This is a genomic window from Gluconobacter thailandicus F149-1 = NBRC 100600 (assembly GCF_000964465.1).
In the GTDB taxonomy this organism is placed as follows: Bacteria; Pseudomonadota; Alphaproteobacteria; order Acetobacterales; family Acetobacteraceae; genus Gluconobacter; species Gluconobacter thailandicus.
Genome location: NZ_BANH01000005.1, coordinates 65,955 through 91,204 on the forward strand (window position 1 = coordinate 65,955; position 25,250 = coordinate 91,204).

Annotated in this window: 24 protein-coding genes; 14 read left to right on the top strand and 10 right to left on the bottom strand. The window is 58.6% G+C overall.

Annotation, left to right across the window (positions count from 1 at the left end):
• Window positions 1-89 precede the first annotated feature (89 nt).
• The 3 genes from B7444_RS01505 to B7444_RS01515 all read right to left on the bottom strand — a co-directional run bounded on the left by B7444_RS01505 (window position 90) and on the right by B7444_RS01515 (window position 2,943).
• Window positions 90-935 (bottom strand): aldo/keto reductase, encoded by an 846-nt coding sequence (locus B7444_RS01505; protein WP_007282814.1) that lies wholly within the window; start codon window positions 933-935, stop codon window positions 90-92.
• Window positions 936-1,001: 66 nt separating this feature from the next.
• On the bottom strand, window positions 1,002-1,478 hold the full coding sequence (locus B7444_RS01510; RefSeq protein ID WP_048855107.1) for a DNA polymerase III subunit chi: 477 nt from the start codon (window positions 1,476-1,478) through the stop codon (window positions 1,002-1,004).
• Complete coding sequence (locus tag B7444_RS01515; RefSeq protein ID WP_007282812.1) at window positions 1,462-2,943, bottom strand: leucyl aminopeptidase; 1,482 nt, start codon at window positions 2,941-2,943, stop codon at window positions 1,462-1,464. The genes B7444_RS01510 and B7444_RS01515 overlap by 17 nt, the downstream gene beginning before the upstream one ends.
• A gap of 82 nt (window positions 2,944-3,025) precedes the next feature.
• On the opposite strand from B7444_RS01515, the gene B7444_RS01520 reads away from it, so the two are divergent.
• From B7444_RS01520 to B7444_RS01565, 10 genes are all read left to right on the top strand, one after another.
• Window positions 3,026-3,541 carry a hypothetical protein gene (locus B7444_RS01520; RefSeq protein ID WP_007282811.1) on the top strand — a complete coding sequence of 172 codons (516 nt, stop codon included), beginning with the start codon at window positions 3,026-3,028 and terminating at the stop codon, window positions 3,539-3,541.
• Between the two features lie 209 nt (window positions 3,542-3,750).
• Window positions 3,751-4,548: a 3'(2'),5'-bisphosphate nucleotidase CysQ family protein gene (locus tag B7444_RS01525; RefSeq protein ID WP_007282810.1), complete on the top strand. Its 798-nt coding sequence runs from the start codon at window positions 3,751-3,753 to the stop codon at window positions 4,546-4,548.
• Window positions 4,545-5,558 (top strand): L-threonylcarbamoyladenylate synthase, encoded by a 1,014-nt coding sequence (locus B7444_RS01530; RefSeq protein ID WP_007282809.1) that lies wholly within the window; start codon window positions 4,545-4,547, stop codon window positions 5,556-5,558. Before B7444_RS01525 ends, B7444_RS01530 begins: the two co-directional genes overlap by 4 nt.
• Before the next feature lie 3 nt (window positions 5,559-5,561).
• A complete protein-coding gene (locus B7444_RS01535; RefSeq protein ID WP_007282808.1) occupies window positions 5,562-6,041 on the top strand; it encodes a hypothetical protein in 480 nt (159 codons plus the stop codon).
• 52 nt (window positions 6,042-6,093) lie between these two features.
• The gene (lptF, locus tag B7444_RS01540; protein WP_007282807.1) at window positions 6,094-7,242 is read left to right on the top strand and encodes an LPS export ABC transporter permease LptF; all 1,149 of its coding nucleotides are present in this window, start codon (window positions 6,094-6,096) and stop codon (window positions 7,240-7,242) included.
• A complete protein-coding gene (lptG, locus tag B7444_RS01545) occupies window positions 7,203-8,426 on the top strand; it encodes an LPS export ABC transporter permease LptG (protein WP_007282806.1) in 1,224 nt (407 codons plus the stop codon). Before lptF ends, lptG begins: the two co-directional genes overlap by 40 nt.
• Window positions 8,426-10,744: an LPS-assembly protein LptD gene (locus B7444_RS01550; protein ID WP_035729152.1), complete on the top strand. Its 2,319-nt coding sequence runs from the start codon at window positions 8,426-8,428 to the stop codon at window positions 10,742-10,744. The genes lptG and B7444_RS01550 overlap by 1 nt, the downstream gene beginning before the upstream one ends.
• 2 nt (window positions 10,745-10,746) lie before the next feature.
• Window positions 10,747-12,105, top strand: coding sequence for a peptidylprolyl isomerase (locus B7444_RS01555; RefSeq protein WP_007282804.1), 1,359 nt, complete (start codon window positions 10,747-10,749; stop codon window positions 12,103-12,105).
• A 1-nt stretch (window position 12,106) separates the two neighbouring features.
• A complete protein-coding gene (rsmA, locus tag B7444_RS01560; RefSeq protein WP_007282803.1) occupies window positions 12,107-12,931 on the top strand; it encodes a 16S rRNA (adenine(1518)-N(6)/adenine(1519)-N(6))-dimethyltransferase RsmA in 825 nt (274 codons plus the stop codon).
• Complete coding sequence (locus B7444_RS01565; RefSeq protein ID WP_007282802.1) at window positions 12,912-13,490, top strand: DNA-3-methyladenine glycosylase I; 579 nt, start codon at window positions 12,912-12,914, stop codon at window positions 13,488-13,490. The genes rsmA and B7444_RS01565 overlap by 20 nt, the downstream gene beginning before the upstream one ends.
• Before the next feature lie 9 nt (window positions 13,491-13,499).
• On the opposite strand, the gene B7444_RS01570 is transcribed toward B7444_RS01565, so the two are convergent.
• From B7444_RS01570 to dnaG, 7 genes are all read right to left on the bottom strand, one after another.
• A complete protein-coding gene (locus tag B7444_RS01570) occupies window positions 13,500-14,720 on the bottom strand; it encodes an SAM-dependent methyltransferase (RefSeq protein ID WP_029495776.1) in 1,221 nt (406 codons plus the stop codon).
• A gap of 137 nt (window positions 14,721-14,857) precedes the next feature.
• Window positions 14,858-15,451: a 50S ribosomal protein L9 gene (gene rplI / locus B7444_RS01575; protein ID WP_007282800.1), complete on the bottom strand. Its 594-nt coding sequence runs from the start codon at window positions 15,449-15,451 to the stop codon at window positions 14,858-14,860.
• Between the two features lie 10 nt (window positions 15,452-15,461).
• Window positions 15,462-15,743 carry a 30S ribosomal protein S18 gene (gene rpsR / locus B7444_RS01580; RefSeq protein ID WP_007282799.1) on the bottom strand — a complete coding sequence of 94 codons (282 nt, stop codon included), beginning with the start codon at window positions 15,741-15,743 and terminating at the stop codon, window positions 15,462-15,464.
• A 5-nt stretch (window positions 15,744-15,748) separates the two neighbouring features.
• Window positions 15,749-16,231 carry a 30S ribosomal protein S6 gene (gene rpsF, locus B7444_RS01585; protein WP_016738084.1) on the bottom strand — a complete coding sequence of 161 codons (483 nt, stop codon included), beginning with the start codon at window positions 16,229-16,231 and terminating at the stop codon, window positions 15,749-15,751.
• Between the two features lie 157 nt (window positions 16,232-16,388).
• A complete protein-coding gene (locus B7444_RS01590) occupies window positions 16,389-16,868 on the bottom strand; it encodes a GNAT family N-acetyltransferase (RefSeq protein ID WP_007282797.1) in 480 nt (159 codons plus the stop codon).
• A 104-nt stretch (window positions 16,869-16,972) separates the two neighbouring features.
• A complete protein-coding gene (gene rpoD, locus B7444_RS01595; RefSeq protein WP_007282796.1) occupies window positions 16,973-18,925 on the bottom strand; it encodes an RNA polymerase sigma factor RpoD in 1,953 nt (650 codons plus the stop codon).
• A 134-nt stretch (window positions 18,926-19,059) separates the two neighbouring features.
• Window positions 19,060-20,898 (bottom strand): DNA primase, encoded by a 1,839-nt coding sequence (gene dnaG / locus B7444_RS01600; protein WP_007282795.1) that lies wholly within the window; start codon window positions 20,896-20,898, stop codon window positions 19,060-19,062.
• Between the two features lie 334 nt (window positions 20,899-21,232).
• On the opposite strand from dnaG, the gene B7444_RS01610 reads away from it, so the two are divergent.
• The 4 genes from B7444_RS01610 to adhP are packed head-to-tail and all read left to right on the top strand — an operon-like array spanning window position 21,233 to window position 25,241.
• Window positions 21,233-22,453 (top strand): NAD(P) transhydrogenase subunit alpha, encoded by a 1,221-nt coding sequence (locus B7444_RS01610; protein ID WP_007282793.1) that lies wholly within the window; start codon window positions 21,233-21,235, stop codon window positions 22,451-22,453.
• A complete protein-coding gene (locus B7444_RS01615; protein ID WP_007282792.1) occupies window positions 22,450-22,770 on the top strand; it encodes an NAD(P) transhydrogenase subunit alpha in 321 nt (106 codons plus the stop codon). The genes B7444_RS01610 and B7444_RS01615 overlap by 4 nt, the downstream gene beginning before the upstream one ends.
• On the top strand, window positions 22,767-24,188 hold the full coding sequence (locus B7444_RS01620; RefSeq protein ID WP_007282791.1) for an NAD(P)(+) transhydrogenase (Re/Si-specific) subunit beta: 1,422 nt from the start codon (window positions 22,767-22,769) through the stop codon (window positions 24,186-24,188). The genes B7444_RS01615 and B7444_RS01620 overlap by 4 nt, the downstream gene beginning before the upstream one ends.
• 24 nt (window positions 24,189-24,212) lie before the next feature.
• Entirely contained in the window at window positions 24,213-25,241 is a 1,029-nt protein-coding gene (gene adhP / locus B7444_RS01625; RefSeq protein ID WP_007282790.1) for an alcohol dehydrogenase AdhP, read from the top strand.
• The last annotated feature ends 9 nt before the right edge of the window (window positions 25,242-25,250 follow it).

Sequence of the window (25,250 nt, forward strand, 5' to 3'; positions counted from 1 at the left end):
AGACCGGATCGGTATGAAAAAGGGTCGAAAAATTGAACAGGGTACGGTCCGCTTCGGCAGTGGAAACGGGCCGTATCAGATCATGCCCGTCAGATCATGGCGAGAGATACCTTGCGTTGCGGCGGAGGAAAAGCATGATCCAGAACTTTCAGATCCTCTTCCGTCAAAGCAATCTCCAGACTGGCAACATTCGACAGCAGATGTTTCGAAGATCCTGCTTTCGGAATAGCCATGACATTCTCCCGCCGCATCACCCAGGCCAGCGCAATCTGCGCCGGGTCGGCCGGCCCGGCGGAGGTCTCGTGCCGCCCGGCAACTTCCTTTAGTGCAGGATGCTGAAGCAGTTCCCCACCCTGCCCCAGTGGCGAATACGCCATCGTGACCACGCCTGCGTTCAGATCATGATCCAGCAGATCGAACTCGGTGCCCCGATGCTCCAGACTGTAGAGGATCTGGTTAATCTGGCAGGAGCCTGAAAGGGCTTCGATTTCTTCCATGTCATCGACATCGAAATTCGAAACACCCCAACCCCGGATCAGTCCGTCCGCCTGAAGGTCTTCAAACGCCCGGATGGTCTCTTCCAGCGGCGTACCACCGCGCCAGTGCAGCAGATACATGTCCAGCCAGTCCGTCTCCAGATGCTCAAGCGATCGGCGACAGGCCCTGCGCACACCGTCATATGACGCATTGGACGGCAGAACCTTGCTGACGAGATACACGTCATCACGCACATCCGCGATGGCCTCGCCGACCAGCTTTTCAGACCGGCCATTGCCGTACATTTCCGCGGTATCAATGACGCGCAGACCGGCTTCCAGTCCCTTGCGCAGGCTTTCGATTTCCGAAGAGCGACGATCTGCACTGTCTCCGACATTCCATGTCCCCATTCCGAGTGCAGGAACAGTGGTGCCGTTGCGGAGCGTAACGGTTTTCATAAGGCGTCTCCCGGGAAGAACTCAGTCACACAACGACATGAACGCAGGAGATGTTCCGCCAAAAGGTCAGCCGGATTTCTTCCAGCCCCGTTCCTGCTGCTGCCAGTACACAAGCGTATGCCCCGCAGCCTTCAGGGCGACCCACCGCTGACGCGCCCGCTGGACACTGGCAGAATCACGACCGTCAAACAGATCAAAAACTCTTGTGAAGGGCGAGAAGTCATCCTCTCCCGCCCCATCAACACGGAACAGAAATTTCGCACCATTCGGCACATCATTCCCTTCCGCCAGCCAGATCGGCTGCCGGGCAGCATGCCCCATCTTTGCCGTTCCATGAGGCAACCAGACCGGATCACGCGAAGCCCAGAGCGCGGTATCCAGCGCAGTGACAGACGCCGCATCGGGACAACGAACAAGCGCCCGCTCTCCCACATCCAGCGTCTTGCCCAGAAGCGCAGGCAACGCCTCTTCAAGAGGCGTCCGCGTCAGATGGTAAAATCCGACATCCACTCTCAGGCCCCCGTTCTCAGGCACGAACCTCATGGGACTGCACGAACTGGTTCAGAAGACGCACGCCAAAACCCGTGGCACCCTTCGGAGCCGTCGGGGACGCCGTCGTCTTCCAGGTCGTGCCTGCAATATCCAGATGCGCCCATGTGGCATCACCCACAAAGCGCTTCAGGAACTCAGCCGCCAGAATGGCACTGCCCGGACGGCCACCAATGTTCTTCATGTCGGCAATATCAGAGTCGATCTGACGGTTGTAGGCCTCGCCCATCGGCATCCGCCACAGACCTTCGCCAACCTGCTTTCCAGCCTCGAACAGACCAGACGCCAGTGCGTCGTCATTGCTGAACAGGCCCGCATTTTCCGTGCCAAGACTCACCACGATCGCACCGGTCAGCGTAGCCAGATCCACCATCAGCTTCGGCTTGAAACGGTCCTTCGTGTAGGCCAGCACGTCTGCCAGAACCAGACGGCCCTCGGCATCCGTGTTCAGAACTTCAATGGTCTGGCCACTATAGCTCGTCACAATATCGCCCGGACGCTGCGCCCGGCCGGACACCATGTTCTCGACCAGCCCGACAACACCAATGACATTGACCAGCGCCTTACGGCGCGCCAGCGCGCTCATCAGGCCGATGACGGTGGCCGCACCACCCATATCGGTCTTCATTTCATCCATACCAGCGGCTGGCTTGATGGAAATACCACCGCTGTCGAACGTCACGCCCTTGCCGATGAATGCCAGCGGCGCGTCTTCCCCGCCACCGTTATGGCGAACAATGACTGTGCGTGGTGCATTGGCGCTGCCCTGCGCCACACCGAGCAGCGCACCGAACCCGAGCTCCTGCATGGCCGCCTGATCCAGCACTTCAACCTCAAGACCGATCTCACGCAGTGCCTCGATACGCGCGGTGAACGTCTCAGGATAAAGAATGTTGGCCGGCTCGCTGATCAGATCACGCGTCAGGAACACGCCACGAGACACGGCATCCAGAGCCACCCAGCGGCTTTCCGCGGCAGGCACATCGGAGGTTGCCACCGTCAGGGCTTTCAGAGACGCATGATCAGAAGACTTCTTCGTACGGTAAAGATCGAAATCATAGCGGACGAGACGTGCCCCCGAAGCGGCTTCTGCGGCAAATCCGGCAACATCTGACGTCAGAGCCAGAACGGCATTTTCCACACCATCCAGAGTCCTGGCCGCCGTACCGCCAGCGTTTTCAACAGCAACGGCAGTCGCAGCCGAACCATCCTTGGCCGCGCAGCCAACGAGCACGACCTGAGACAGCGATGCAGCAGGAGCCGTCAGAACAAGCGTCTGGCCTGCGTCGCCTTTGAATCCCTTGAACGCCACGGCCCGACCCAATGCACCGGCCGTCGCTTCATCAAGCGCCTTGAACGTCGCGTCTTCGGACGTTCCCTTGCCATGACAGATCAGCGCAACAGCCTGTGGCGCACCATCATTCAGCGCAGGGAACGAACCGAAAGAAATATCGAGCATATGACACCTTTTGCATGGCAGAACCATTTCAGTTCCTTCGTTATCGGGAACAGCGTGGCTCCACACAAGAGGGTCCAGAGCAATGATCAACCGGATGCGTTACATCGCCGCCTGTTCACTCCCACTTTTCCTGATAAGTGCTTTCACAGTTTGCGCACCGGCTTCGGCCAGTAGCGTACAGGCTGCCGCCCCGAAACTGGAGCAACTGACGCCCCTGCCGCTGCATGACGGCATGAACAGTTTCAACGGACCAGACGGACCATTTTCCGTGTTCCAGACATGGCGCGACAATGGAAATGCGTGGGGCTACCACCTGTATCTTCTGACCAACACTGTCGAAGGAAAAACAAGCGCCATCAGCGTTGAAGCCAGACCCCGAAGTTCCGACACATCGTTACGGGACCATCTGAGCGATGCGCCGCATACCGGCGAAGATGCCTTGTCGACCATTCAGTTCGCCAGGGGGTTACTGGATGGGAAACCGTCAGTCCTGCTCTTCGAAGCCATCCGTGATCCCGGAGAGCACCCGGTCCCATCGCCTGGCCCGACCGTCGTCTATGTCTACAACCTGACTACATCGGACGGAACGCCCGGCTGAACGCCTTCCTACTTTCACTTTGTCAAAAAAATTCCTGTGCCGGGAACATTCTGCAGTTCCGATACGGCCTTGAAGGTAGCCACTGGCCTTCCCCTCTCGGCAGACGCAGACCCTCCACCGTCCGCAAATGGCTGCCTGCATTAGACGATGCGTCTCCGGGCACGCATCAACACATGACGAAACGCCTTTCATGAAGTAGCCTTGCAGGCATGACCTCAGCTCCTCTTCAAACGGTCTCCCCTGATGATGACCGCGCCCTGCTGTCCCTGGCTTTTCGCCTTGCGTCCGAAGCCGCCGACATCATCAACGAGATCCGCGCCCGCGGCTTTCGCACGGAAGTCAAAAAAGACGCCTCCGTCGTCACGGAAGCCGACCGGGCATCCGAGGAGCACATCCTGCGCGGCTTACGGGCCGCCTGCCCCTCTCTGGCGGCCATTGGGGAAGAGGAAATGTCCTCTGGCATCGAAGTCGAAGCCGGAAAAGCCTACTGGCTGGTCGATCCGCTGGACGGCACACGCGGCTTCTCGTCAGGCGGCAGGGACTTCACCGTCAATATCGGCCTTGTTCGTGGAGACCGTCCCGTTCTGGGCGTCGTCGCTCTTCCGGGCTACGGCCTGATCTATAGCGGCGGCCAACGCCTCGGCGCCCATCGCTTCGATGGCACAACCAGCACACCTATCCATACAGCCACTCCGTCCGAAAACGGCCTGCGCGTTCTGGCATCCAGCCATCATGGCAACACGGAACTGCTGGAACGCTGGCTTGCCGGGCGAAAAATCGCGTCCATCGACAAGCTGGCCTCATCGGTCAAGTTCATGCGCGTCGCGGAAGGGGCTGCGGACTTCTATCCCCGCTTTGGTCCGACGATGGAATGGGATACCGCCGCTCCGCAAGCCATTCTGGAGGCCGCAGGGGGAAGCCTGCTGGATGAACACGGTAAGCCTCTTCTCTATGGCAAACCAGGCCGCCTGAACTCATCCTTTTACTGCACGGGAGGCGCGTCATGAGCGAGACCCTTCATACGGAACGTCTGGCCGCTGACCCGGCAGGTATCCGCCGCGCTGCTGAACTTCTGAAAGCGGGCAAACTCGTCGCCTTCGGAACCGAGACCGTCTATGGCCTCGGCGCTCTTGCTTCATCCGACACGGCCGTCGCCCGTATTTTTGCAGCCAAGGGGCGACCACGCTTTAATCCGCTGATCAGCCACCTGGCGGATGCCGAAAGTGCCTTTGCACAGGCAGACCTCCAGGGACGCATCAAGGACATCGCCTACGCTCTGGCGGAAAAGTTCTGGCCTGGCCCGCTGACAATGGTTCTGCCTCGCTCCCCGAACGCCACAGTTTCGGACCTCGCTGCGGCCGGGCTAGACACGCTGGCTCTGCGTGTTCCGCGCGGCAAGACCGCGCTGGCATTACTTCGGGAAGTCGGTGCCCCGATTGCCGCCCCGTCCGCCAACATCTCGGGAACCGTCAGCCCTTCAGATGCTTCGCACGTCCTGCGCTCTCTCGATGGTCGCATTGACGCCATTCTGGATTCCGGTCCCTGCTCGGTCGGCGTCGAAAGTACCGTTCTGGATCTCACACGCGACACGCCCCTCCTGCTGCGTCCGGGTGGTGTCACACTCGAAGACCTGAGAGCCCTGTGTGGCCCCATCCACCATCCTGATGATTTTACAGAGGCTCTTCCCGCCTCTCCCGGACGTCTGGCATCCCATTACGCGCCATCGCTGCCGGTCCGGCTGGATGCCTATGAGGTAGAGCCGGATGAGGCCCTGCTGGCCTTCGGGCCATCATTGCCGGGGGCGGGACTGACCTGGAACCTAAGTGAAACGGGCGATCTGGAAGAAGCGGCAGCACGTCTTTTCGCCGGACTGCGCTTTCTTGATGCCGAAGGCACAAAACAGGGAGTGACACGTATCGCAGCCCAGCCGATCCCTCGTCAGGGACTTGGGCTGGCCATCCGGGACAGACTGCGGCGTGCGGCTGAACCCCGACCGTCTTCAGCCCTTCCCGGCTGAGACATGACCGACACTTTCGACCCGAAAGACATCAAGGTTCTGTCCGATATTCTGGCGCTTGTTCTGGAGGAGTCTCCCGGCTCCGCACAGAATGCATTGGACGCCCTGCGGACGCGCGCCCGGCGCAACAATCTGACAGGGGGCGCCCTCAAGAACCTGTTCACCAGTCTCGCCACAGACCCCATGCGGACGGGAACAAGTGCCCGTGAAGCGCAACTTCGGCAGGCCATTGCGCGACTTGAAGGCGAAATCAGAACACAGCAGGGCAGAATACGCTCTCTTCAGGCGACCCTGAGCCGGACACAGATGGACGCCTACAGCCTTCAGGCGGAAATCGTAACCAATAAAGCCCAGCAACCATGGCGTTACATAGCGATTGCCTTCGGCGTAAGCGCAGGGTTATTGCTTGGGATCGCGGCCACCCAGCTTTACCACAGCCTGACAGATCCTCCTCCGATCGATCGTTCGGTTTACTTCCGTTAAACACCGCTTTTTTGCCTTTCTCCCGTCACAGGCTAAGGATACACGAAGGGCCATGGCCTCTTCCCCCGGCACTTCAGGGCGACATCTGCTGCCCCTTATTGATCGCTACGTCCTTCGACAGCTTCTGGTCGCACTGCTTGCCCTTACTGGCGGCGCAGTTGCTCTCATCTGGCTGACGCAATCGTTGCACTTCGTCTCGATGATCGTCCAGCATGGTCTGTCACTGCGCGTTTTCCTGCAGTTGACGTCACTGATGCTGCCATCGTTCGTGGCGGTTATCCTGCCAATCACCACTTTCCTTGTGGTGCTGTTCACGTATCAGCGCATGTCAGGAGATCGTGAACTGACCGTCATGCGCGCTGCCGGACTTTCGCCGCTTGAACTGGCGCGCCCCGGCATGATCTGCGGCGCGGCTTCTGTCGTGCTGTGCTATGTACTGACACTCTGGCTGGCCCCCGTGTCGTACCATGCGTTTCATCGGTACGAGTTCCAGATCCGTAACCAGATGGCAGCGTTCCTTTTACAAGACGGCGTCTTCACCAAGGTGTCGGGGGATATGACCGTCTATGTGCGTTCAAGAGATGCCAACGGGCTGCTCCATGGTGTGTTGGTGGAAGATGATCGCGATCCGGATGCCCATACGACCATTCTGGCAGAACGGGGCACCATCGTGACCGTAAACGACAAGCCCCGCGTCGTGCTCTACAACGGATCCCGCGAAGAAATCGATCGCCACACAGGACGCCTGAACGTGCTGACGTTTGGCCGGAATACCATCGATCTCGCATCCTCCCGTCAGAACAATCATGAAGAGCGGGACGCGGCAGAGATGCCCCTTCACGAGCTTTTTCATCCCAACCCTACCGAAGTCTCAGAGCGCGACCGCGGCAAGTTCGCGGTTGAAGGCTGGCATCGCCTGACCGCGCCGCTGACCGTGTTGTCCTTTGCCATGATCGGGCTTGTCGCAGTTTTGCGTGGTGCGTTTTCCCGTCATGGAAATATCACCAGACCGATGACTGCCATTCTGACAGTGGTGGGCCTTCAGGCGCTGACCCTCATGCTTCAGAACCTTGCAGGCCGAAACCTTGCACTGGTTCCCCTCATCTGGGCCGTCGCTATTCTCCCCAGTCTCATCTGTGCGGCCCTGCTGTTTGCCGAACAATGGACTGGCACATCACAGCAGGCGAAACAGTCTTCATGAAGCGCATGTTCTATAGTCGGCGCGGCTGGTTCTCCACCCTGCTCCACACCCTCCGCCCGCAGGAAAGCGAAGTCGGCTTTTCCACGACGCTGGCGATCTACATTGCCCGTCACTTTACACTGAATACGCTCGCCATGGTCCTGGCCCTGACCGGGCTTGTGTCCCTGTTCGATTTCATTGACCTGCTTCGCCGCGCCGCAACCAGACCGGATGTTCCAACAAGCCTTATTCTGGAAATCGCAGGTCTGCACATTCCGTATTACGTCATCTACGTGCTGCCCTTCGGCATCCTGCTCGGCGGTATTGTCTGCTTCTCACGCCTGACCCGGTCTTCGGAACTGATCGTTGCCCGCGCCGCCGGCATTTCCGCCTGGCAGTTCCTTGCAAGTCCTCTGGCCTGCGCCCTGCTGATCGGTCTTTTCACAACCACGGGCATGTCCGCACTGTCTTCCACCATGTACCGGCAGGCGGAATTCCTGGACCAGTCCTATCTGCGAACTGGCGGTGGCCCCCTGACGATGCAGGGTGGCGAACTCTGGCTCCGGCAGGCGGATGAAGGTCTCATTCCACACGGTGTTGCCATTCTGCATGCCCAGAATGTCCGCCTTAACAAAAACACTCTGGAAGTTTCAGGCGTAACCGTGTTTCGTCTGGACGAACGTGATCGCCTGATCGTTCGTGTTGAATCGCCGCTGGGTGTGCTGGCCAATCAAGAATGGCACCTCGCTGATTCGGCACTTCTGGAACCCGACCATATGCCCCAGAAAATCGGTGCGCTGACCCTGCCGTCCGATCTGACTGTCAGCCGAGTTCAGGAGAGTTTTGCGTCTCCCGATACGCTCTCGGTCTTTGCTTTGCCTGGATTTATCCAGTTGCTGGAGCACTCTGGTTTCCCGTCGATCCGTCACAGGTTACATTTCCAATCGCTTCTGGCTCTTCCCATCCTTGCTGGTACAATGGCATTGGTATCGGCAGGCTTTTCGATGCGTCCGGCACGGCGCGGCGGGGTGGCCCGGATGCTGGGATCGGGAATTGCTGCAGGTTTTGCACTTTTCACCATCTCGAAAGTGGCTGAACAGTTTGGTGAATCCGGCGCATTGCCGCCGGTTCTTGCAGCATGGGCACCTACGGGCGCAGGGCTTTGTCTTGCGGTCGCGCTTCTGCTGCACATGGAGGATGGTTGATGTCGGTGCCCCGGTGGCTCCCTAAACGCGCACGCAGGTATGTTTCCCTTGCAAGCGCCGCCCTGACGGGAACAGCGCTCGTGGCGCCGCAGGACATGTTTGCCAATACGATGCAACGCGACAACACGCACATCATCGTCATTGGGAAACCTACGTCCGAGCGTGATCCCCTGACCTACCTCGCCGATAGCGAAAGCTACGCCAAGAACGGCCTTGTCACGTGGGAAGGGAACGTCCGGATCTGGCAGGGCGAGCATGCCCTGCGCGCTGACAAGATTACTTATGACCGCAATACCGGCGTTCTCGCGGCAACAGGCCACGTGGCCATCATGGAGCCGGATGGCAGCACGACCTATGCCACGTACATGGAATTCAGCCATGGCATGCATGATGGGATCGGCACGTCCATCTATATGAAGATGGAGGACAATGCGAAGCTGGCCGGTAACGGTATGCGGCGTACGAACGGCCTCATCAACGATCTGTCACATGCCGTTTATACAGCCTGCGAAATCTGTGCGAAGCGTCCGGACGCGCCGCCATTCTGGCAGTTCCAGGCCTATGGCGCGACGCAGGACACCGAGCACAAGCGGATCGAATTTGATCACGCATGGCTGAAAATGCTGGGACTTCCGGTATTCTACTTCCCGTTCTTCTCCATGAGCGATCCGTCCGTAAAGCGTCAGAGCGGCTTTCTGATGCCTGGCATCAGCCCGCACGACAGATATCTCGGTACGTATTTCACGCTCCCCTACTTCTGGGCGATCGACGAACATCAGGATCTGACCGTCCGCGGTCTGGCTTCGACCAAGACAGGACCGGAAATCACGGCGCAGTATCGGAACCGCTTTAACTTCGGCATGCTGGACATCACGGCAGGCGGTGCTTTCGATACCAACCGGGAAAGCCGTTACGTCAACACCTTCGGCAACAACGTCAATTCCTCCGGCGAATACGGCCTTCAGGGATATATTTTCGGGCAGGGCAATTTCTCGCTCAGCCAGAACTGGCTGGTCGGTGCGAACATCAATCTCGCAACATCCGCCAACTACATGCGTGACTACCGCGTCCCAGGCTACGGTGCGGAAACTCTGAATTCAAATCTCTTTCTTGAAGGTTATGGCACCGGGTCTTACGCCCGCATTGATGCGCAGGCTTATCAGGGCCTGAACCAGGGCGTCATTCAGAACTCAGACCTTCCATGGGTTCTCCCGCGCTTCACCTATGCCTTTCAGGGACAGCCAGACGCACTCGGCGGCCGTTTCAGCCTGAATACGACGGATTTTGACGTATATCGTGTCAATGGCGTGTCCGATCAGCGCGGGCAGCTTCAGATGCAATGGGATCGACCATTCCATAACAGTCTTGGCCAGCAGTGGCTTGTGACGGCCCGACTGGACTCAAACATCTACCGTGCCACCCGTTCGTACCAGCAGCCCCTGTATTACACGGCCATGGGTACGAAATTTACGGGTCAGGTTCTGCCGACTATCGCCGTGAAAATGAACTGGCCGTTCCTGCGATCCTTTGCTCATGGGCATGGTTCACAGATCTTCGAGCCCATCGTGCAGGCGATCGCCGCCCCGAATACAGGCAATTCGGCCAACAGCTACATGCCGAACGAAGACAGTCTGTCCTATGAATTCACGGATACGACGCTCTTCTCGCTGAACCGATACACAGGCACGGACCGTCTTGATGGCGGCCTGCGCGCCAATATTGGCGTGCACCAGAGCTGGATGTGGAACGGACATACGATCGACATGCTCGTGGGCGAGAGCGTTCAGGAGCATATCACCCATAATCGCATCCCCTATTCGGGTCTGGACCATCACCTGTCCGATCCCGTTGGGCGACTGCGGGTTTCTCCGAACCAGTATGTCGATGTCACGGCACGTGGGCGCTATAACCCCTGGACCCACCAGGTTGATTATGGCGAAGGCCTCCTTAGCGCGGGCATCCCTGCCCTTCGGTTCACCGCTGGCTACATTTACGCCCCCATGACACCTTATTATTATTACGCCACGAATTATCGTACGAGTGGCGTGAACGCGCCTTACGTCGTGAAAACCAACGAAATCACCGGCGGCGTATCGACGCATTGGCGTCAGTATCACGCCTCCGGCTTCTTCCGTCGCAGCCTCTCCCGGAAACAGTTCGTCGCAAATGGCGGAGATATTGGCTATTCCAACGACTGCTTCGGGCTGGATATCATGTATATCAAGCAATACACACGGATCGGCGGCGAGCAGCGGAACACCACAGTGATGTTCAACTTTACGTTCAAAACGATCGGCACTTTCGGAATTAACGGCTGAGCATGTCCAAGACCCAACGCACCGCATCTACGGCCCTGGCTGCCCTGCTGGCCCTCTCTGTCGCAGCGCCTGCTGCTGTGGCTCGTACCGCCCCCGCACACAAGAGCGCCCCCCAGAAGGCCGAGGCTCCCGCCAAACCGCCTCCGGAAGACCAGATCCTTGCCGTCATCAACGGTCAGGTCCTGACCCAACGTGATGTGGACAACCGTGCAAAGCTGTTCGTGCTCTCCACCGGCCTGCCTGTCAGCCCGGATGTCATGAACCGTATGCGCGGGCAGATCATTCATCAGTTGATCGATGAGCGTCTGAAAACGCAGGAAATGCTCAAACGACATATCAACGTCGAACCTGAGCAGATTGCCGCAGCCATCAGCAATATCGAACAACGCAACGGCATGCCCAAGGATGCCCTGCGTAACCGTCTGGCTTCCGATGGCGTCTCTCTGACGACCCTGATCGATCAGATCCGTGTTCAGATCGGCTGGATGCAGGTTCTGCGTGAACAGCTCGGTGAAGGCGGCCGTATCACAGCAACGCAGATTGCCCAGCGTGAACAGGCTCTTCAGGCGGAGCAGGGTCGCGCGCAGTACATGATGAGCGAAATTTTCGTTCCTGTCGCGGATCCCCGCCACGACGAAAATGAACTGGCCTTTACGCGCACCATCATTTCCCAGCTTCGCGAGGGCGCACCTTTCCCGATTGTCGCCGCACAGTTCTCGCAGGCACAGTCCGCCCTTGATGGCGGATCCATGGGCTGGGTTCAGGAAGACAGCCTCGATCCGGAAGTGGTCAATGTCGTGCGCCAGATGCCCATCGGGGCCATTTCCAATCCTATCCAGGTCGCGGGTGGTTTCGTCATTGCCACCGTTCAGGCCAAGCGTGTTGTCGGCAAGCAGATGGGAACACTTGTTTCCCTCCGTCAGGCCTTCTTCCCGTTTGATGCTCCTCTGAACCCTCAAAACCCAACACCACAACAGCAGGTTTCTCTCCAGAAGGCGACCCACGCCATCGAGACCATCCATAGCTGCGATGCACTGGAAGCACTCAACAAGTCTCTGGGTGAAAAGCGCCCCAGCAACCCGGGAACGCAGGTTCTGGAACGTCTTGCGCCGCAGATGCGGTCCGTTATCGAGCCATTGCCTGTCAACAAGGTCAGCCGACCACTCGTCTCGATGGATGGCATTGCCCTGCTCATGGTCTGCGACCGCCAGCAGAAAAACCTGGCCCAGCAGACTCCCGGCGAAATCGCAGATCAGCTCATGAACGAACGTGTGGAACAGGCGTCCCGCCAGCTTCAGCGCGATCTGCAACGCCGCTCCATCATTGATATCCGCCCTGCTGCGAAGCCGGCCCTGAACTGACGTGAGTCTTCCTTCTCTTAAAGACACCATTCAGGTCCATGGTCTGGATGCCAAGAAGTCTCTCGGTCAGCACTTCCTTCTCGATCCGGGTATCTGTGCCCGGATCGTGTCCCTCGGCGGGGACCTGACCGGCCGCAGCGTTGTGGAAATCGGTCCTGGTCCCGGTGGCCTGACCCGCGCCCTGCTGGACAGCCCGGCAGCCCGGGTCGATGCTGTTGAAATTGACGAGCGCGCATGGCCCCTGCTGGACGAACTGGCAGAGCATTATCCAGATCGCCTGCATATCGTCCGTCAGGATGCTCTGAAACTGGACGCCGCGAGCCTTGCTCCTGCCCCTCGCCAGATCATCGCGAACCTGCCCTATAACGTGGCAACGCCTCTGCTTGTGGGCTGGCTAAAACAGGCAGCGTCCTGGGAACGCCTGTCTCTGATGTTCCAGCTGGAAGTAGCAGAACGTATCTGCGCTGATCCTGACACTTCGGCTTATGGGCGACTGGCCGTTCTGGCCCAGTGGTGTGCGTCCTGCTCTGTGGCGTTGCGCATTCCACCAGGCGCCTTCTCACCACCGCCAAAAGTACATTCCGCAGTTGCGGTTCTGATTCCACATGCGGAACAACCAGAGCCAAATCTCTTCCGCGCCATGGAACGGGTTACTGCGGCCGCTTTTGGGCAGCGTCGCAAGATGCTTCGGTCTTCGCTGAAGTCCATCGGTGGCGAGGCTCTCCTTGAAGAAGCCGGAATCGAGCCGACCCGACGCGCCGAAACGCTTACAGTCGCAGAGTTCGCCCGCCTCGCAGAACTACATCTTGCCCGTTCCCGCTCCTGAAACAGATCACCCACGCTGCCGCTGGGCCAGGACAGACCCCCTTCTTCGTCAATACCATGACGAGGAATGGGGCGTTCCTGTCCGGGACAGCCGCCTTTTGTGGGAAACGCTTGTTCTTGAAAGCTTTCAGGCCGGCCTGTCCTGGTTGATCGTCTTACGACGTCGGGAAGGCTTCCGACGTGCTTTTACTGGTTTCGATCCTGAAAAAGTCGCGCGCTTTACAGATGAAGATGTCGAAAGACTGATGCAGGACGAGGGAATCATTCGGGCCCGTGCCAAAATTGTCGCGACCATAGGGAACGCCCGCGCCTACCTCGCCATGCGGGATAACGGCGAAGATTTTGCAGATTTCATGTCAAAACTCGTTCCTGACGCGCCAATTCACAATCCCAGCGGAACAGTCCTGAGCCAGTCTCCTTTATCCGTAAAAATTTCAAAAGAACTGAAGTCTCGTGGCTTTCGTTTCGTCGGGCCCGTTATTGTCTATGCATGGATGCAGGCCGTGGGTCTGGTGCACGACCATGACCCAGGCTGCTTTCGCTATACGCCAGAACCGTGACACAGAGGCTCAGGTCTCTGAGCCCGTATGCTCCGTCTCGTACATGTAATCCCGTGTGAGCGGTAAAGCGTCCACGGATCGCGTCAACTGAATCTGAAAATTCATGTGTCCCTGCACCCGGAACGCCAGTTCACTTCCAATCAGATAGAGTTCGAACATCCGGACAAATCGCTCATCATAAAGCTTGATAATCTTCTCACGGTTGGCATCAAACCGTTTGCGCCATTCGGCAATGGTTTTGGCATAATGCAGGCGCAGGATCTCGCAATCCGTCACCCACAATCCTGACCGCTCCACCGCTGCCAATGTCTCGCTCAGGGCAGGAGAATACCCGCCGGGGAAAATATATTTCTGAAGCCAGGCATTGGTCGTTCCTGGGCCGTCTGTTCGACCAATCGAGTGAATTAGCGCCACCCCATCGGGCTTCAGACAGTCTTTGATTCCTTGGAAATACCGCTCGAACTGCGGCTTACCCACATGCTCGAACATGCCGACTGACACTACGCGATCAAACTCATGATGGACATTCCGATAGTCCATAAGCTCGAAGCGAACCTGCCTTTCAAGTCCCTCTTCCCTGATGCGCCGTCGCGCCTCCTCAAGCTGCTCTCTCGAAAGGGTAATGCCAACAACCGTCGCGCCATAATCCTTTGCAAGCGTCAGGGCCAGACCGCCCCATCCGCATCCAATATCCAGAACCTCAAGTCCTGGTCGATCAAGTTTGAGCTTGGAGGCAATATGCCTTTTCTTTGCAACCTGCGCCTCTTCAAGAGTCATATCGTCGCGGGCAAAATAGGCACAGGAATACTGGCGGTCCTTATCCAGAAAAAGATCGTAAAGACGGCCATTCAAATCATAATGGTGGGCAACATTGCGACGTGATGTCTTGAGAGAATTCAATCCTTTGAAAGGATGAATCAGACACCGAAGCCGATCTTCGATTTCTTCAAAAACATGGCCGCCTTCCATGATGTTGGCCATCAGAACCTGCATCAGCGTTTCAAGAGTACATCCTTCGGGGCACAACTCGCCCGCCATGTATTCTTCACCAAACGCCAGACCGGAATTGATGACCAAAGACCGCTCGGCCTGCTTTGTTTTTAGATGAAGGCCCGCTTCAAGGCCGGGTTTAGTGCCTCTGTAGGTATGGTTCGTACCGTCACTGAATGTGACATGAAGTACCCCAACCTGAATAAATTTTTTCAGAACGAAATCGAGAATGGGCTTCACACCTGCCTCCCCCCTGTTCACGCGCTTCACGACAAAGCGTGACACACTTGCCAGTTTCCTGACCAGAAGAGCAGATATCAAAAAACCCGGCACGGGAATCCCCGGCCGGGTTCTCTGTTTTGGCTATGCCAACGAAATCAGCCTTCGGCTTCTTCCGTGACTGCAGCTTCGGCAGCAGCTTCTTCAGCTGCATTCTCTGCCTGCAGTTCGCCGAGGATGTTCTCATCCTCTTCTTCCACGCCAACGGCTTCGCCGCGGGCCTGGCGCTCAGCTTCTTCAGCGGAACGTGCAACGTTGACTGTCAGCGGAATGGAAACTTCCGGGTGCAGGACGATGCGGGCTTCCGTCAGGCCAAGGACCTTGATCGGGTGAGCCAGAACAACCTGCTGACGAGCGATCGTCAGGCCGGCATCCGTAGCAGCAACGGCGATGTCACGCGTGCTGACGGAACCGTACAGGCTGCCGCTGTCGCTGGCCTGGCGGATGATGACAACCGAGAGGCTGTCCATACGCTCGGCAAGACGCTCGGCTTCTTCGCGCTTCTTGATGTTCAGGGCTTCAAGCTGCGCACGTTCCGTGTCGAAACGCTTGCGGTTTGCAGCCGTGGCACGCATGGCCTTGCCCTGCGGAAGCAGGAAGTTACGTGCGTAACCCGGCTTCACTTGGACAAGATCACCCATCTGGCCGAGATGCTCGACCCGCTGGAGCAGGATCAGTGCGGTCTGGGACATGGTGCTCTCCTCAGCTCACGACGTAGGGGAGCAGGGCAAGGAAGCGGGCACGCTTGATAGCCTGCGCCAGCTCACGCTGCTTCTTGGCCGAAACGGCCGTGATGCGGCTCGGCACGATCTTGCCGCGCTCGGAAAGGAAGCGGCTCAGCAGACGCACGTCCTTGTAGTCGATCTTCGGCGCATTCGGGCCGGAGAACGGGCAGGACTTGCGACGACGGTAGAACGGGCGACGTGCACCAACTGCGGTACGACGGGTAGCCGGGTTCACTTCGGGGGTGGTTGTCTCGGACATGTTTCTTACTCCGCTCCAGCCGCCTCACGAGCATCTTCATGCTCGCCGCGTGCACGATACTCTTCGCGGTCTTCACCACCACGACGCGGGCCGCCACGGCCGCTCTCGAAACGGCCAGCCGGCTTGGAGCCGCCACGGAAACCGCCACGCTCGCCACGGTCGTCGTTCTTGCGAGCCAGAACCGGGGACGGGTTCTCGTCGATCTCGTCAACGCGGAGCGTCAGAACGCGCAGCACGTCTTCGTTCAGACCAAGCTGACGCTCAAGTTCACGCAGCGTGTCAGGGGTGCAGTCGAGACCGAGCAGGACGTAGTGGCCCTTACGGTTCTTCTTGATGCGATATGCGAGCGAACGGAGGCCCCAGAATTCGCGCTTCTGGATGGAACCACCATGCTCGGTCAGCAGGGCTTCAATGGTCTCGACCAGGCTCTCGACCTGTGCCTGGGACACATCGTTACGTGCAATGAGCACGCTTTCGTACAGTGGCATGAAAACTCCCTTCGGATGAGGTCAACCCAACTGGTCCAGCCCGTGCCGGAGACAGTGCAATCTTGAGGAAAGCGTGGGTATAGCCGGCGCGACGCCACATCGCCCGGCAGGGAAAGGCTGCATTAATCACGCAGACCTTCGAAAATCAAGGATAAACTCAGAGTCGACGCAGTCTAGGTGGCAGATATTCATCCGGAACATTCCACACTTCCTGCACGACGTGCCGGATCACAAAGCCGCCCTTCTGATAATTGCTCAGCGCGCGCGGGTGATCGAGGGTGCAGGTATTCACCCGGAGCCGCCAGCTTCCCGCGTCAAAAGCCTGAGAAACCGCACACTCCAGAAGAACATGCCCTAGCCGCCGCCCGATAGCGGCAGGCACCAGACCGAAATAAGCCAGATTGGCGTCCCCATGGTCCCTCAGGTCCAGCTCATAAAACCCCAGAGCTACACCGGCACCATCCCGGAGCACCATGAAATAGACCAATGGATCATGCAGGATTTCCGCGAGCTGCCCATCCGGCATCGGACGGCGCATCCACCAGCAATAGTCTTCTCCGACATCACGGTAGAGCTGGCGATAAAGCGTGAGAGCCGGTGGCAGAACCCGTTCAAGGGCCAAACCTTCCGGAAGCACTGGAGACGCACACGAGGTGCGCGTCTCCAGGAAAGTGACATCCACCTCAAGCCGGGTGGATGCCCCCTTTGGACTGAGCCAGTCCGGCAACATAACCCCGACGATCAGTTATCGTCGAGGAAGGACCGCAGCTTGCGGCTACGGCTCGGGTGCTTGAGCTTACGAAGCGCCTTCGCCTCGATCTGACGGATACGCTCGCGGGTCACGTTGAACTGCTGCCCGACTTCCTCAAGCGTGTGATCCGTGTTCATGCCAATGCCAAAGCGCATACGAAGCACGCGCTCCTCACGCGGCGTCAGGGAGGCCAGCACACGGGTCGTCGCTTCACGCAGGTTCGTCTGGATTGCGGCATCCAACGGAATGACGGCCGTCTTATCCTCAATGAAGTCACCAAGATGGCTATCTTCCTCGTCGCCAATCGGCGTTTCAAGGGAGATCGGTTCCTTGGCGATCTTCAGGACCTTCCGAACCTTTTCCAGCGGCATGCCAAGCTTCTCAGCAAGCTCTTCCGGAGCCGGCTCACGCCCGATCTCATGCAGCATCTGACGGGACGTGCGCACCAGCTTGTTGATCGTCTCGATCATGTGCACCGGAATACGGATCGTCTTGGCCTGATCCGCGATGGAACGCGTGATGGCCTGACGGATCCACCAGGTGGCATAGGTCGAGAACTTGTAACCACGGCGGTACTCGAACTTGTCCACGGCCTTCATCAGACCGATGTTGCCTTCCTGAATCAGATCCAGGAACTGCAGACCACGGTTCGTGTACTTCTTGGCAATCGAGATCACGAGACGCAGGTTCGCCTCGATCATTTCCTTCTTAGCACGCGTGGAATCACGCTCACCGCGGGAAATGGTCGCATACACGCGACGGAATTCGCCAACCGGCAGACCCGTCTCATGCGCCAGCGCAGACAGTTCTCCACGCAGGCTACGAAGCTGCTCCAGGTGGCGGGTTGTCAGTGTCTTCCAGCCCTTGCCCGGAAGGGTGCAGATGAACTCGATCCAGGTCGGGTCCATCTCGCGGTTACGATACTTCAGCAGGAAGTCATCACGCGTGATCTTGCAGCTTTCCGCAAGACGCAGCATCCGGCCTTCAAGCTGGTTCAAACGCTGAACATGGACCTTGATCTGGGCGACCAGTTCCTCAATCCGGTTGTTATGCAGATGAACCTGCTCAACCAGACTGACCAGTTCACGACGCAGCTCTTCGTAAACCTGCTCGGACTTGTCCGTTGATTCTTCACCGGCCGTCAGGGCCTCAAGACGCTTGACCTGCAACTGACGAAGCTTGTGATACAGCGGCTCAATGGCTTCAAAGCGCGCCAGGATTTCCGGCTTCAGCTTTTCTTCCAGAGCGGACAGGGAGAGGCCACTGCCTTCCTGCTGCTCGCCGTCACCTTCCTCGGTGTCGTCATCGCTCGCATCGTCGTCAGCCGACTCTTCGCCTTCTTCACCTTCCTCGCCCTCGGGCCCTGGCTCACCAGCCTGGCTGGCCTCCAGATCCACGATGTCGCGAAGCAGCATCTCGCCATCCTTGAGACGCTCATGCCAGGAAATGATGGCACGGATCGTCAGCGGGCTTTCGCAAAGCCCACCGATCATCTCGTCCCGACCGGCCTCGATACGCTTGGCAATGGCAATTTCGCCTTCACGGGACAGAAGCTCGACCGAGCCCATCTCGCGAAGGTACATACGAACCGGATCATCCGTCCGGCTGGCAGCCTCCGCGTCGATGTTACCACCCTGCGGCTCGTCGGACTCCTCGGCCTCTTCCTTGGCTTCTTCCTGAGCAGGCTCAGCGTCGTCCTGCTCTTCGTTCTCCAGAACCTGAATGCCCATTTCTGACAGAGCTGCCATCACGTCTTCGATCTGCTCGGAGGACATCTGATCCTGCGGCAGAACGGCGTTCAGCTCGTCAAACGTGATGTGGCCACGTTCACGCCCCTTGGCGATCAGCCGCTTTACGGCAGCGGACTGCGTATCAAGAAGAGTGGCATCCCCCTCCTGTTCCTGCGCGTTCCGATCCGTACCAGAGGCTGTTTTCGTCGCCATGCGTCTCTCCCTCAACTCCACCGAAAGCAAGCAATTCGGCAGCGTGCAGGTGGTCGATCCTGAGCTGTAAGTCAAGGTTCAGACGAAAAAGAATGCAACTTCAAGGCAAGAAAAAACGTTAGCGCCGCCCTTTTTCAGCCTTCGTCTTCCATATTCTCCCCCCGTCGAAGCGCCTCCAGAACCCTCATGCGCGCAAGCAGACTTTCCGGGAAAGACGCATCTCCGTCGCCCCCGCCTGAATAGACCTGCATGATGGTTGCCTGAATGTCATTGGCCACTTCGCGCTCAAAATTGCGAAAATTTACAAGCCCGTAAAAGTGCCACCAGCTCTCTACAATATCGACTTTGAGAACATCGTCCCTGTCTTTTCCAAGCCCCACCTCCCGCGGCATCGGGCTTTCCGTGACGGCTGCGGCGATATCGGTCAGACCGTGATCCTCGATCCAGCGCTGACAGTGCTCCTCCGTCAGATCTTCGTCCTGGCAGGCCCAGTCCAGAAGAGCCGAGCGAATCCGATCCAGTTCTCCGGGAAGCGCCAGACTGCTATAGGCCTGCTCCACTTCGGGAAGGATATCGGGATACCGCAGAAGCATCGCCGTGAGGATATTGAGACGCTCCACACTTCCCTGCTCGATGTGACGCATTTCGCCCGGAGCCTGCGTCGACAGAGGAAGCGGCGCACCCTTCTTCTGAAACGGTTTTTTCCCACCTCCGCCACGCCTGAACCGCGCAAAGAACATATCCAGGAACGTGCTGCGATATTCGGACGAGAGGGCGCGATCCGGGATCAGCTTGGAAAGCGCCACCAGCTTTTCACGGAGCGCCGCACGTTGATCGGGGCCGGGGTCCGACATATTCCCCGTCATCAGACCAAACAGCTCTGTAGCCAGAGAGGTCGCGCCTGAAAGGGCTTCCCCCATCGCGCCAGCCCCCCGAGAACGGATCAGGCTATCTGGGTCATCCTTCGGATCAAGGCGGCAGAACCGAAGCGTCCGTTCCGGAGACAGCAACGGCAGGGCCACTTCACAGACACGCAGCGCCGCACGCGCGCCCGCGGCATCACCATCCAGACACAGAATGGGAGATGAAGACATCCGCCACAGAAGATCAAGCTGCTCTTCCCCCAAGGCCGTCCCCAGAGGAGCAACCGCCCCTCCGAACCCGGCCTGGTCCAGGGCAATGACGTCCATGTACCCTTCGACCACAACCAGCTCAGCGCCTTTGTGGACAGCCTCACGAGCCAGATCGAGATTGTAGAGGGTACGTCGTTTGGAAAAGAGTGCCGTTTCCGGACCGTTCAGATATTTCGGCTGACCATCCCCCAGAGTCCGCGCCCCAAAGGAAATGATCTTCCCGCGACGGTCCCGGATCGGGAATGTTACCCGATTGAAGAACAGTTCCCCTTTGGGTTGCCCCCGATCATCCACGCGCAGAATACCGGCCTGTACCAGCATGTCAGGGGTCACATCATGGGCACGCAGCTCTTCAACCAGCTGCCGCCCATCGCCGGACCATCCGAGCCCGAACCGCTCGATGGTCGCTTCGCTCAGCCCACGTCCACGGAGGTACGCCAGCCCCTCCCGTCCTTCCGGAAGGTATAGCCGACGCCGGTAGCTGGCCTGAACCAGAGACAGAACATCCCCGAGAGATTTGACCTCCCGCGCACGCGCTTCACTCCGCGGGTCCTGTTTCGGAACTTCAAGCCCCGCTTCAGCCGCCAGTTGCTCCACGGCTTCCGGAAAACTCCGGCCATCGCTCTGCATGACAAAAGAAATTGCATCGCCATGGGCGCCACAGCCGAAGCAATGAAAATGGTCGTCATAAACGTAGAAAGACGGCGTCTTTTCTCCATGGAAAGGACAGCATGTTTTCCAGTTACGACCGGAACGAACCAGCTTGTTACGCCGTCCGATCAGGGAGGCCAGCGGCGTTCGATTGCGGAGTTCGTCCAGAAAGGCGGCGTCAAATGCCATCGGGCAGCAGGAGCCTTTCAATCAGTTCCGTCAGGAGACAAGGCTCTTACAATCCTGAGGCAGGAAAATCCACTCCTCCCCCACACGACCGCTCATTAAAGAAAAACCAAAAGGCCAGTGCCTATTTCTGAAACAGTCATAGCCATTTTCCTGATCTGGAAACGATAACAATATGACAGACAGAAGAAATTTTTTTCTTTTGACACCCATCAAGGGAAGAGGCGCAAATATAGCGTCAATATGGCAGTCGAACGAGGCGCAGGGTCCTGCATCCCTTTAGCGGGGTGGATGAGTCGCGCCTTCACAAAAGTTTAAAGACGCAGGATCTCAACCTATGACCGTAAAAATCACGGTACTAAAAGAACAGGATGAAGGCGGTGAACGCCGCGTCGCCCTGATCCCGCAGGTTGTCGAGCGCCTCAGCAGCCTCGGCGTCTCTTTCGCGATGGAAAACGGGGCCGGTGTCGCCTCTTCCTACCCGGATGAAACCTATAAAGACGTCACCCTTTCAACGGACCGGAAGGCCCTGTTGAGCGACGCGGACATTGTCCTCGCCGTTCAGCCTCCTACCATTGAAACCGTTCAGGCCATGAAGCCTGGCGCCATTCTGGTGTCCTTCATCTACGGCCGGAACCACCCTGATCTGGTCAAGGCCCTGCGGGACCAGAAAGTGACCTGCTTCGCCATGGAGCTGGTGCCCCGCATTTCCCGTGCCCAGGCCATGGACGCCCTGTCCAGTCAGGCCACCCTCGCCGGCTATTACGCCGTCCTGCTGGGGTCCGTGCACATGACCAAGATCCTTCCCATGATGACCACAGCCGTTGGCTCCCTGCGGGCTGCACAGGTTCTTGTCATGGGTCTTGGCGTCGCTGGCCTACAGGCCCTCGCCACGGCCAAACGCCTTGGCGCGGTGACGGAAGGCTATGACGTCCGCCCCGAAACACGCGAGGAAGCACAGTCTCTCGGTGCCAAATTCGTCGATACCGGCGTGGATGCCACCGGCAAGGGTGGTTATGCCCGCGAACTGACGGATGAAGAAAAGCAGACGGTCCGCAAGGCCATCAGCGATCACATCGCCCGCGCCGACCTGATCGTCACCACGGCAGCCGTCCCCGGCAAGAAGGCTCCGCGCCTGATTGATGCCGAGCAGATCAAGGCCATGAAACCCGGCTCCGTCATCATTGACCTCGGTGCGGAAGGTGGCGGCAACTGTGAAGGCACACAGGCAGGCCAGATCGTACAGGTTGGCCCGACCACGATCGTGGGCCCGATCAATGTTCCGTCCATGCTCGCCCTTCAGGCCAGTGAACTTTATTCCAAGAACATCATGCATCTGCTCCAGCAGATCCTGACCAAGGATGGTCAGATCCAGCTGGACTTCACGGACGAAGTCATTTCCGGCACCGCCCTCACTCATGATGGCTACATCACGAACGAAGGCATCCGCACAGCCGTCGATCCGAATTCCCCGGCGCCACCAGCACCACAACCCCCTGCCCCGGCTGCCGCCCCTGCCGCACCGGCACAGGCTTCAGGACAGGAGGCCGCACGATGATCACCGCAATGACCTTCATCATCGCGCTCTACATCTTCATGCTCGCCGCCTTCACAGGCTACGAGGTCATCAGCCGCGTGCCCTCCATCCTGCACACACCGCTGATGTCCGGCTCGAACTTCGTGCACGGCATCGTGGTCGTCGGCGCACTGACAGCCCTGTTCAACGCCTCCTCCGTGCTCGAACAGGTTGTCGGCTTCCTCGGCGTCATGATGGGGGCTGGTAACGTTGTCGGCGGTTACGTCGTGACAGACCGTATGCTGGCCATGTTCAAGCCCAGTGACAAAGCTGCTCCGCAGAAGGGAGCACAGAAATGATCCTCCTCGAATATATCGTTGCCATCAGCGCCCTTATCGCCTCCGGCCTGCTGGTCTATGGCCTCAAGCGCATGTCCTCTCCCGTTACGGCCGTTTCCGGCATTGTGACGGCAGGCTGGGGTATGCTGTTCGTCACGGCAGCCAGCTTCCTCGGCATTTTCAGTGTTTCTGAAGCCGCAAAACCGCATCTGGTCGTCAACGTCATTCTGGCCATCCTCGGCCTTGTCATTGGTGGTGGCTGGGCTGGATGGAAAGGCCGCAGTGTGGCCATGACGGCCATGCCGCAGATGGTCGCCCTCTTCAACGGCATGGGTGGCGGTGCAGCCGCGGCTGTGTCCGTCATCGCGCTGACCGGTCCGAAAGAAACAGGCATCGTTCCGCTTCTCGTCACCGTCGCAGGTGGCCTGATCGGCAGCATGTCCCTGTCGGGGTCCATCATTGCCTGGGCCAAGCTCGATGGCCGGATGAACAAGCCGATCCGCTTCGGTGGGCAGCGTATCATTAATGCTGCCGTCTTTATGCTGACCGTCCTGCTCGGCATCATGGCAGCCTTCCTGTACCATCAGGATGGCGGCGGTATCGCCACGCTGCTGTTCTTCATCGGCGCCCTGCTGGCTGGCATCTGCATGACGGTCCCCATCGGCGGTGCAGACATGCCGGTCGTGATCTCGCTATACAACGCCTTCACGGGTCTGGCCGTGGGTCTCGAAGGCTATGTCATGGCCGACCCGGCTCTGATGATCGCCGGTATGGTCGTAGGTTCTGCCGGTACGCTGCTGACGGTCATGATGGCCAAAGGCATGAACCGCTCCATTTCCAACGTGCTGTTCAGCAACTTCGGTGAAGCCTCTGCCTCTACGGCCACAGGTCCCCAGAAAGAAGCCAAGTCCGTTGCTGCGGGCGATGCTGCCACGACAATGCGTTACGCATCGTCCGTCATCATCGTTCCGGGTTACGGTCTGGCCGTCGCTCAGGCTCAGGGCAAGCTGTACGACTTCGTCAAGCAGCTTCAGGCCGCAGGCGTGGACGTCAAGTTCGCCATCCACCCGGTCGCCGGCCGTATGCCAGGCCACATGAACGTGCTGCTCGCCGAAGCCGGCGTCCCGTACGACATGATCTATGACATGGAAGACATCAACGACAGCTTCGCTGACACGGATGTCGCCCTCATCATTGGCGCCAATGACGTGGTAAACCCGTCTGCCCGGACAGATAAGTCCTCCCCGATCTATGGCATGCCAATCCTCAATGCCGATCAGGCCCGTCAGGTCTTCGTCATCAAGCGTGGTATGGGCATGGGTTACTCCGCTGTTCAGAACCCACTCTTCTTCCAGGACAACTGCGCCATGGTCTTCGGCGATGCGCAGGCCGTCCTCAGCAAGATGGTCGAAGCCGTCAAGGCTCTCGGCACATCGTAAACCAGTTCTCAAGGAGACACTCTCATGGCTGATACAATGCTGGCCGCCGTCGTCCGCGAGTTCGGGAAGCCTCTCTCCGTTGAGAGGCTTCCCATCCCCGAGATCCGGCCTAACCAGATCCTCGTGAAAGTGGATACCTGCGGCGTCTGCCATACCGACCTGCACGCCGCAGAAGGGGATTGGCCTGCAAAGCCGAACCCGCCGTTCATCCCGGGCCATGAAGGCATCGGTCACATCGTGGCCGTTGGCAGTCAGGTCAATCACGTCAAGGTTGGCGACGTAGTTGGCGTGCCCTGGCTCTACTCGGCCTGCGGGCACTGCGAACACTGCCTCGGTGGCTGGGAGACGCTGTGCAAGGATCAGGACGACACCGGCTACACGGTCAATGGCTGCTTCGCTGAATATGTTGTCGCAGACCCGAACTATGTCGCGCATCTGCCCAGCAACATTGATCCTCTTCAGGCTGCCCCAGTCCTTTGCGCTGGCCTGACCGTCTACAAGGGCCTGAAAATGACCGAGGCACGCCCTGGTCAGTGGATGGCTATTTCAGGCGTTGGCGGTCTGGGTCAGATGGCTGTGCAATACGCCGTCGCCATGGGCATGAATGTCGTGGCTGTGGATATTGACGACGACAAGCTTGCCACAGCAAAAAAGCTTGGCGCCGCCCTGACCGTCAATGCCAAGGACAAGGACCCGGCAGCCTTCATCCAGCAGGAAGTCGGCGGCGCTCATGGTGCTCTTGTTACGGCCGTGGGCCGCACCGCATTCTCGCAGGCCATGGGCTATGCCCGCCGGGGCGGCACAATCGTTCTGAACGGCCTGCCACCAGGGGACTTCCCGGTTTCGATCTTCGACATGGTCATGAACGGCACAACCATTCGTGGCTCCATCGTCGGCACACGGCTGGACATGATCGAAGCCATGGATTTCTTCGCCCGTGGCAAAGTGAAATCCGTCGTCACCGCAGACAAGATCGAGAACATCAACACGATCTTCGACAACCTCAAAAACGGGCGCCTTCAGGGCCGTACGGTTCTGGATTTCCGGTCCTGAGACTTTAGA

Bases quoted from the DNA above. Each gene is read 5' to 3' on its own strand.
- lptF (WP_007282807.1), top strand. From the start codon at position 6,094: ATGGCCTCTTCCCCCGGCACTTCAGGGCGACATCTGCTGCCCCTTATT.
- B7444_RS01515 (WP_007282812.1), bottom strand. From the start codon at position 2,943: ATGCTCGATATTTCTTTCGGTTCGTTCCCTGCGCTGAATGATGGTGCG.
- adhP (WP_007282790.1), top strand. From the start codon at position 24,213: ATGGCTGATACAATGCTGGCCGCCGTCGTCCGCGAGTTCGGGAAGCCT.
- rplI (WP_007282800.1), bottom strand. From the start codon at position 15,451: ATGTCCCAGACCGCACTGATCCTGCTCCAGCGGGTCGAGCATCTCGGC.
- B7444_RS01510 (WP_048855107.1), bottom strand. From the start codon at position 1,478: ATGAGGTTCGTGCCTGAGAACGGGGGCCTGAGAGTGGATGTCGGATTT.
- B7444_RS01535 (WP_007282808.1), top strand. From the start codon at position 5,562: ATGACCGACACTTTCGACCCGAAAGACATCAAGGTTCTGTCCGATATT.
- rpoD (WP_007282796.1), bottom strand. From the start codon at position 18,925: ATGGCGACGAAAACAGCCTCTGGTACGGATCGGAACGCGCAGGAACAG.
- B7444_RS01620 (WP_007282791.1), top strand. From the start codon at position 22,767: ATGATCCTCCTCGAATATATCGTTGCCATCAGCGCCCTTATCGCCTCC.
- B7444_RS01525 (WP_007282810.1), top strand. From the start codon at position 3,751: ATGACCTCAGCTCCTCTTCAAACGGTCTCCCCTGATGATGACCGCGCC.
- B7444_RS01615 (WP_007282792.1), top strand. From the start codon at position 22,450: ATGATCACCGCAATGACCTTCATCATCGCGCTCTACATCTTCATGCTC.
- rpsR (WP_007282799.1), bottom strand. From the start codon at position 15,743: ATGTCCGAGACAACCACCCCCGAAGTGAACCCGGCTACCCGTCGTACC.
- dnaG (WP_007282795.1), bottom strand. From the start codon at position 20,898: ATGGCATTTGACGCCGCCTTTCTGGACGAACTCCGCAATCGAACGCCG.
- B7444_RS01555 (WP_007282804.1), top strand. From the start codon at position 10,747: ATGTCCAAGACCCAACGCACCGCATCTACGGCCCTGGCTGCCCTGCTG.
- rpsF (WP_016738084.1), bottom strand. From the start codon at position 16,231: ATGCCACTGTACGAAAGCGTGCTCATTGCACGTAACGATGTGTCCCAG.
- B7444_RS01550 (WP_035729152.1), top strand. From the start codon at position 8,426: ATGTCGGTGCCCCGGTGGCTCCCTAAACGCGCACGCAGGTATGTTTCC.
- B7444_RS01520 (WP_007282811.1), top strand. From the start codon at position 3,026: ATGATCAACCGGATGCGTTACATCGCCGCCTGTTCACTCCCACTTTTC.
- B7444_RS01505 (WP_007282814.1), bottom strand. From the start codon at position 935: ATGAAAACCGTTACGCTCCGCAACGGCACCACTGTTCCTGCACTCGGA.
- lptG (WP_007282806.1), top strand. From the start codon at position 7,203: ATGGACTGGCACATCACAGCAGGCGAAACAGTCTTCATGAAGCGCATG.
- B7444_RS01610 (WP_007282793.1), top strand. From the start codon at position 21,233: ATGACCGTAAAAATCACGGTACTAAAAGAACAGGATGAAGGCGGTGAA.
- B7444_RS01530 (WP_007282809.1), top strand. From the start codon at position 4,545: ATGAGCGAGACCCTTCATACGGAACGTCTGGCCGCTGACCCGGCAGGT.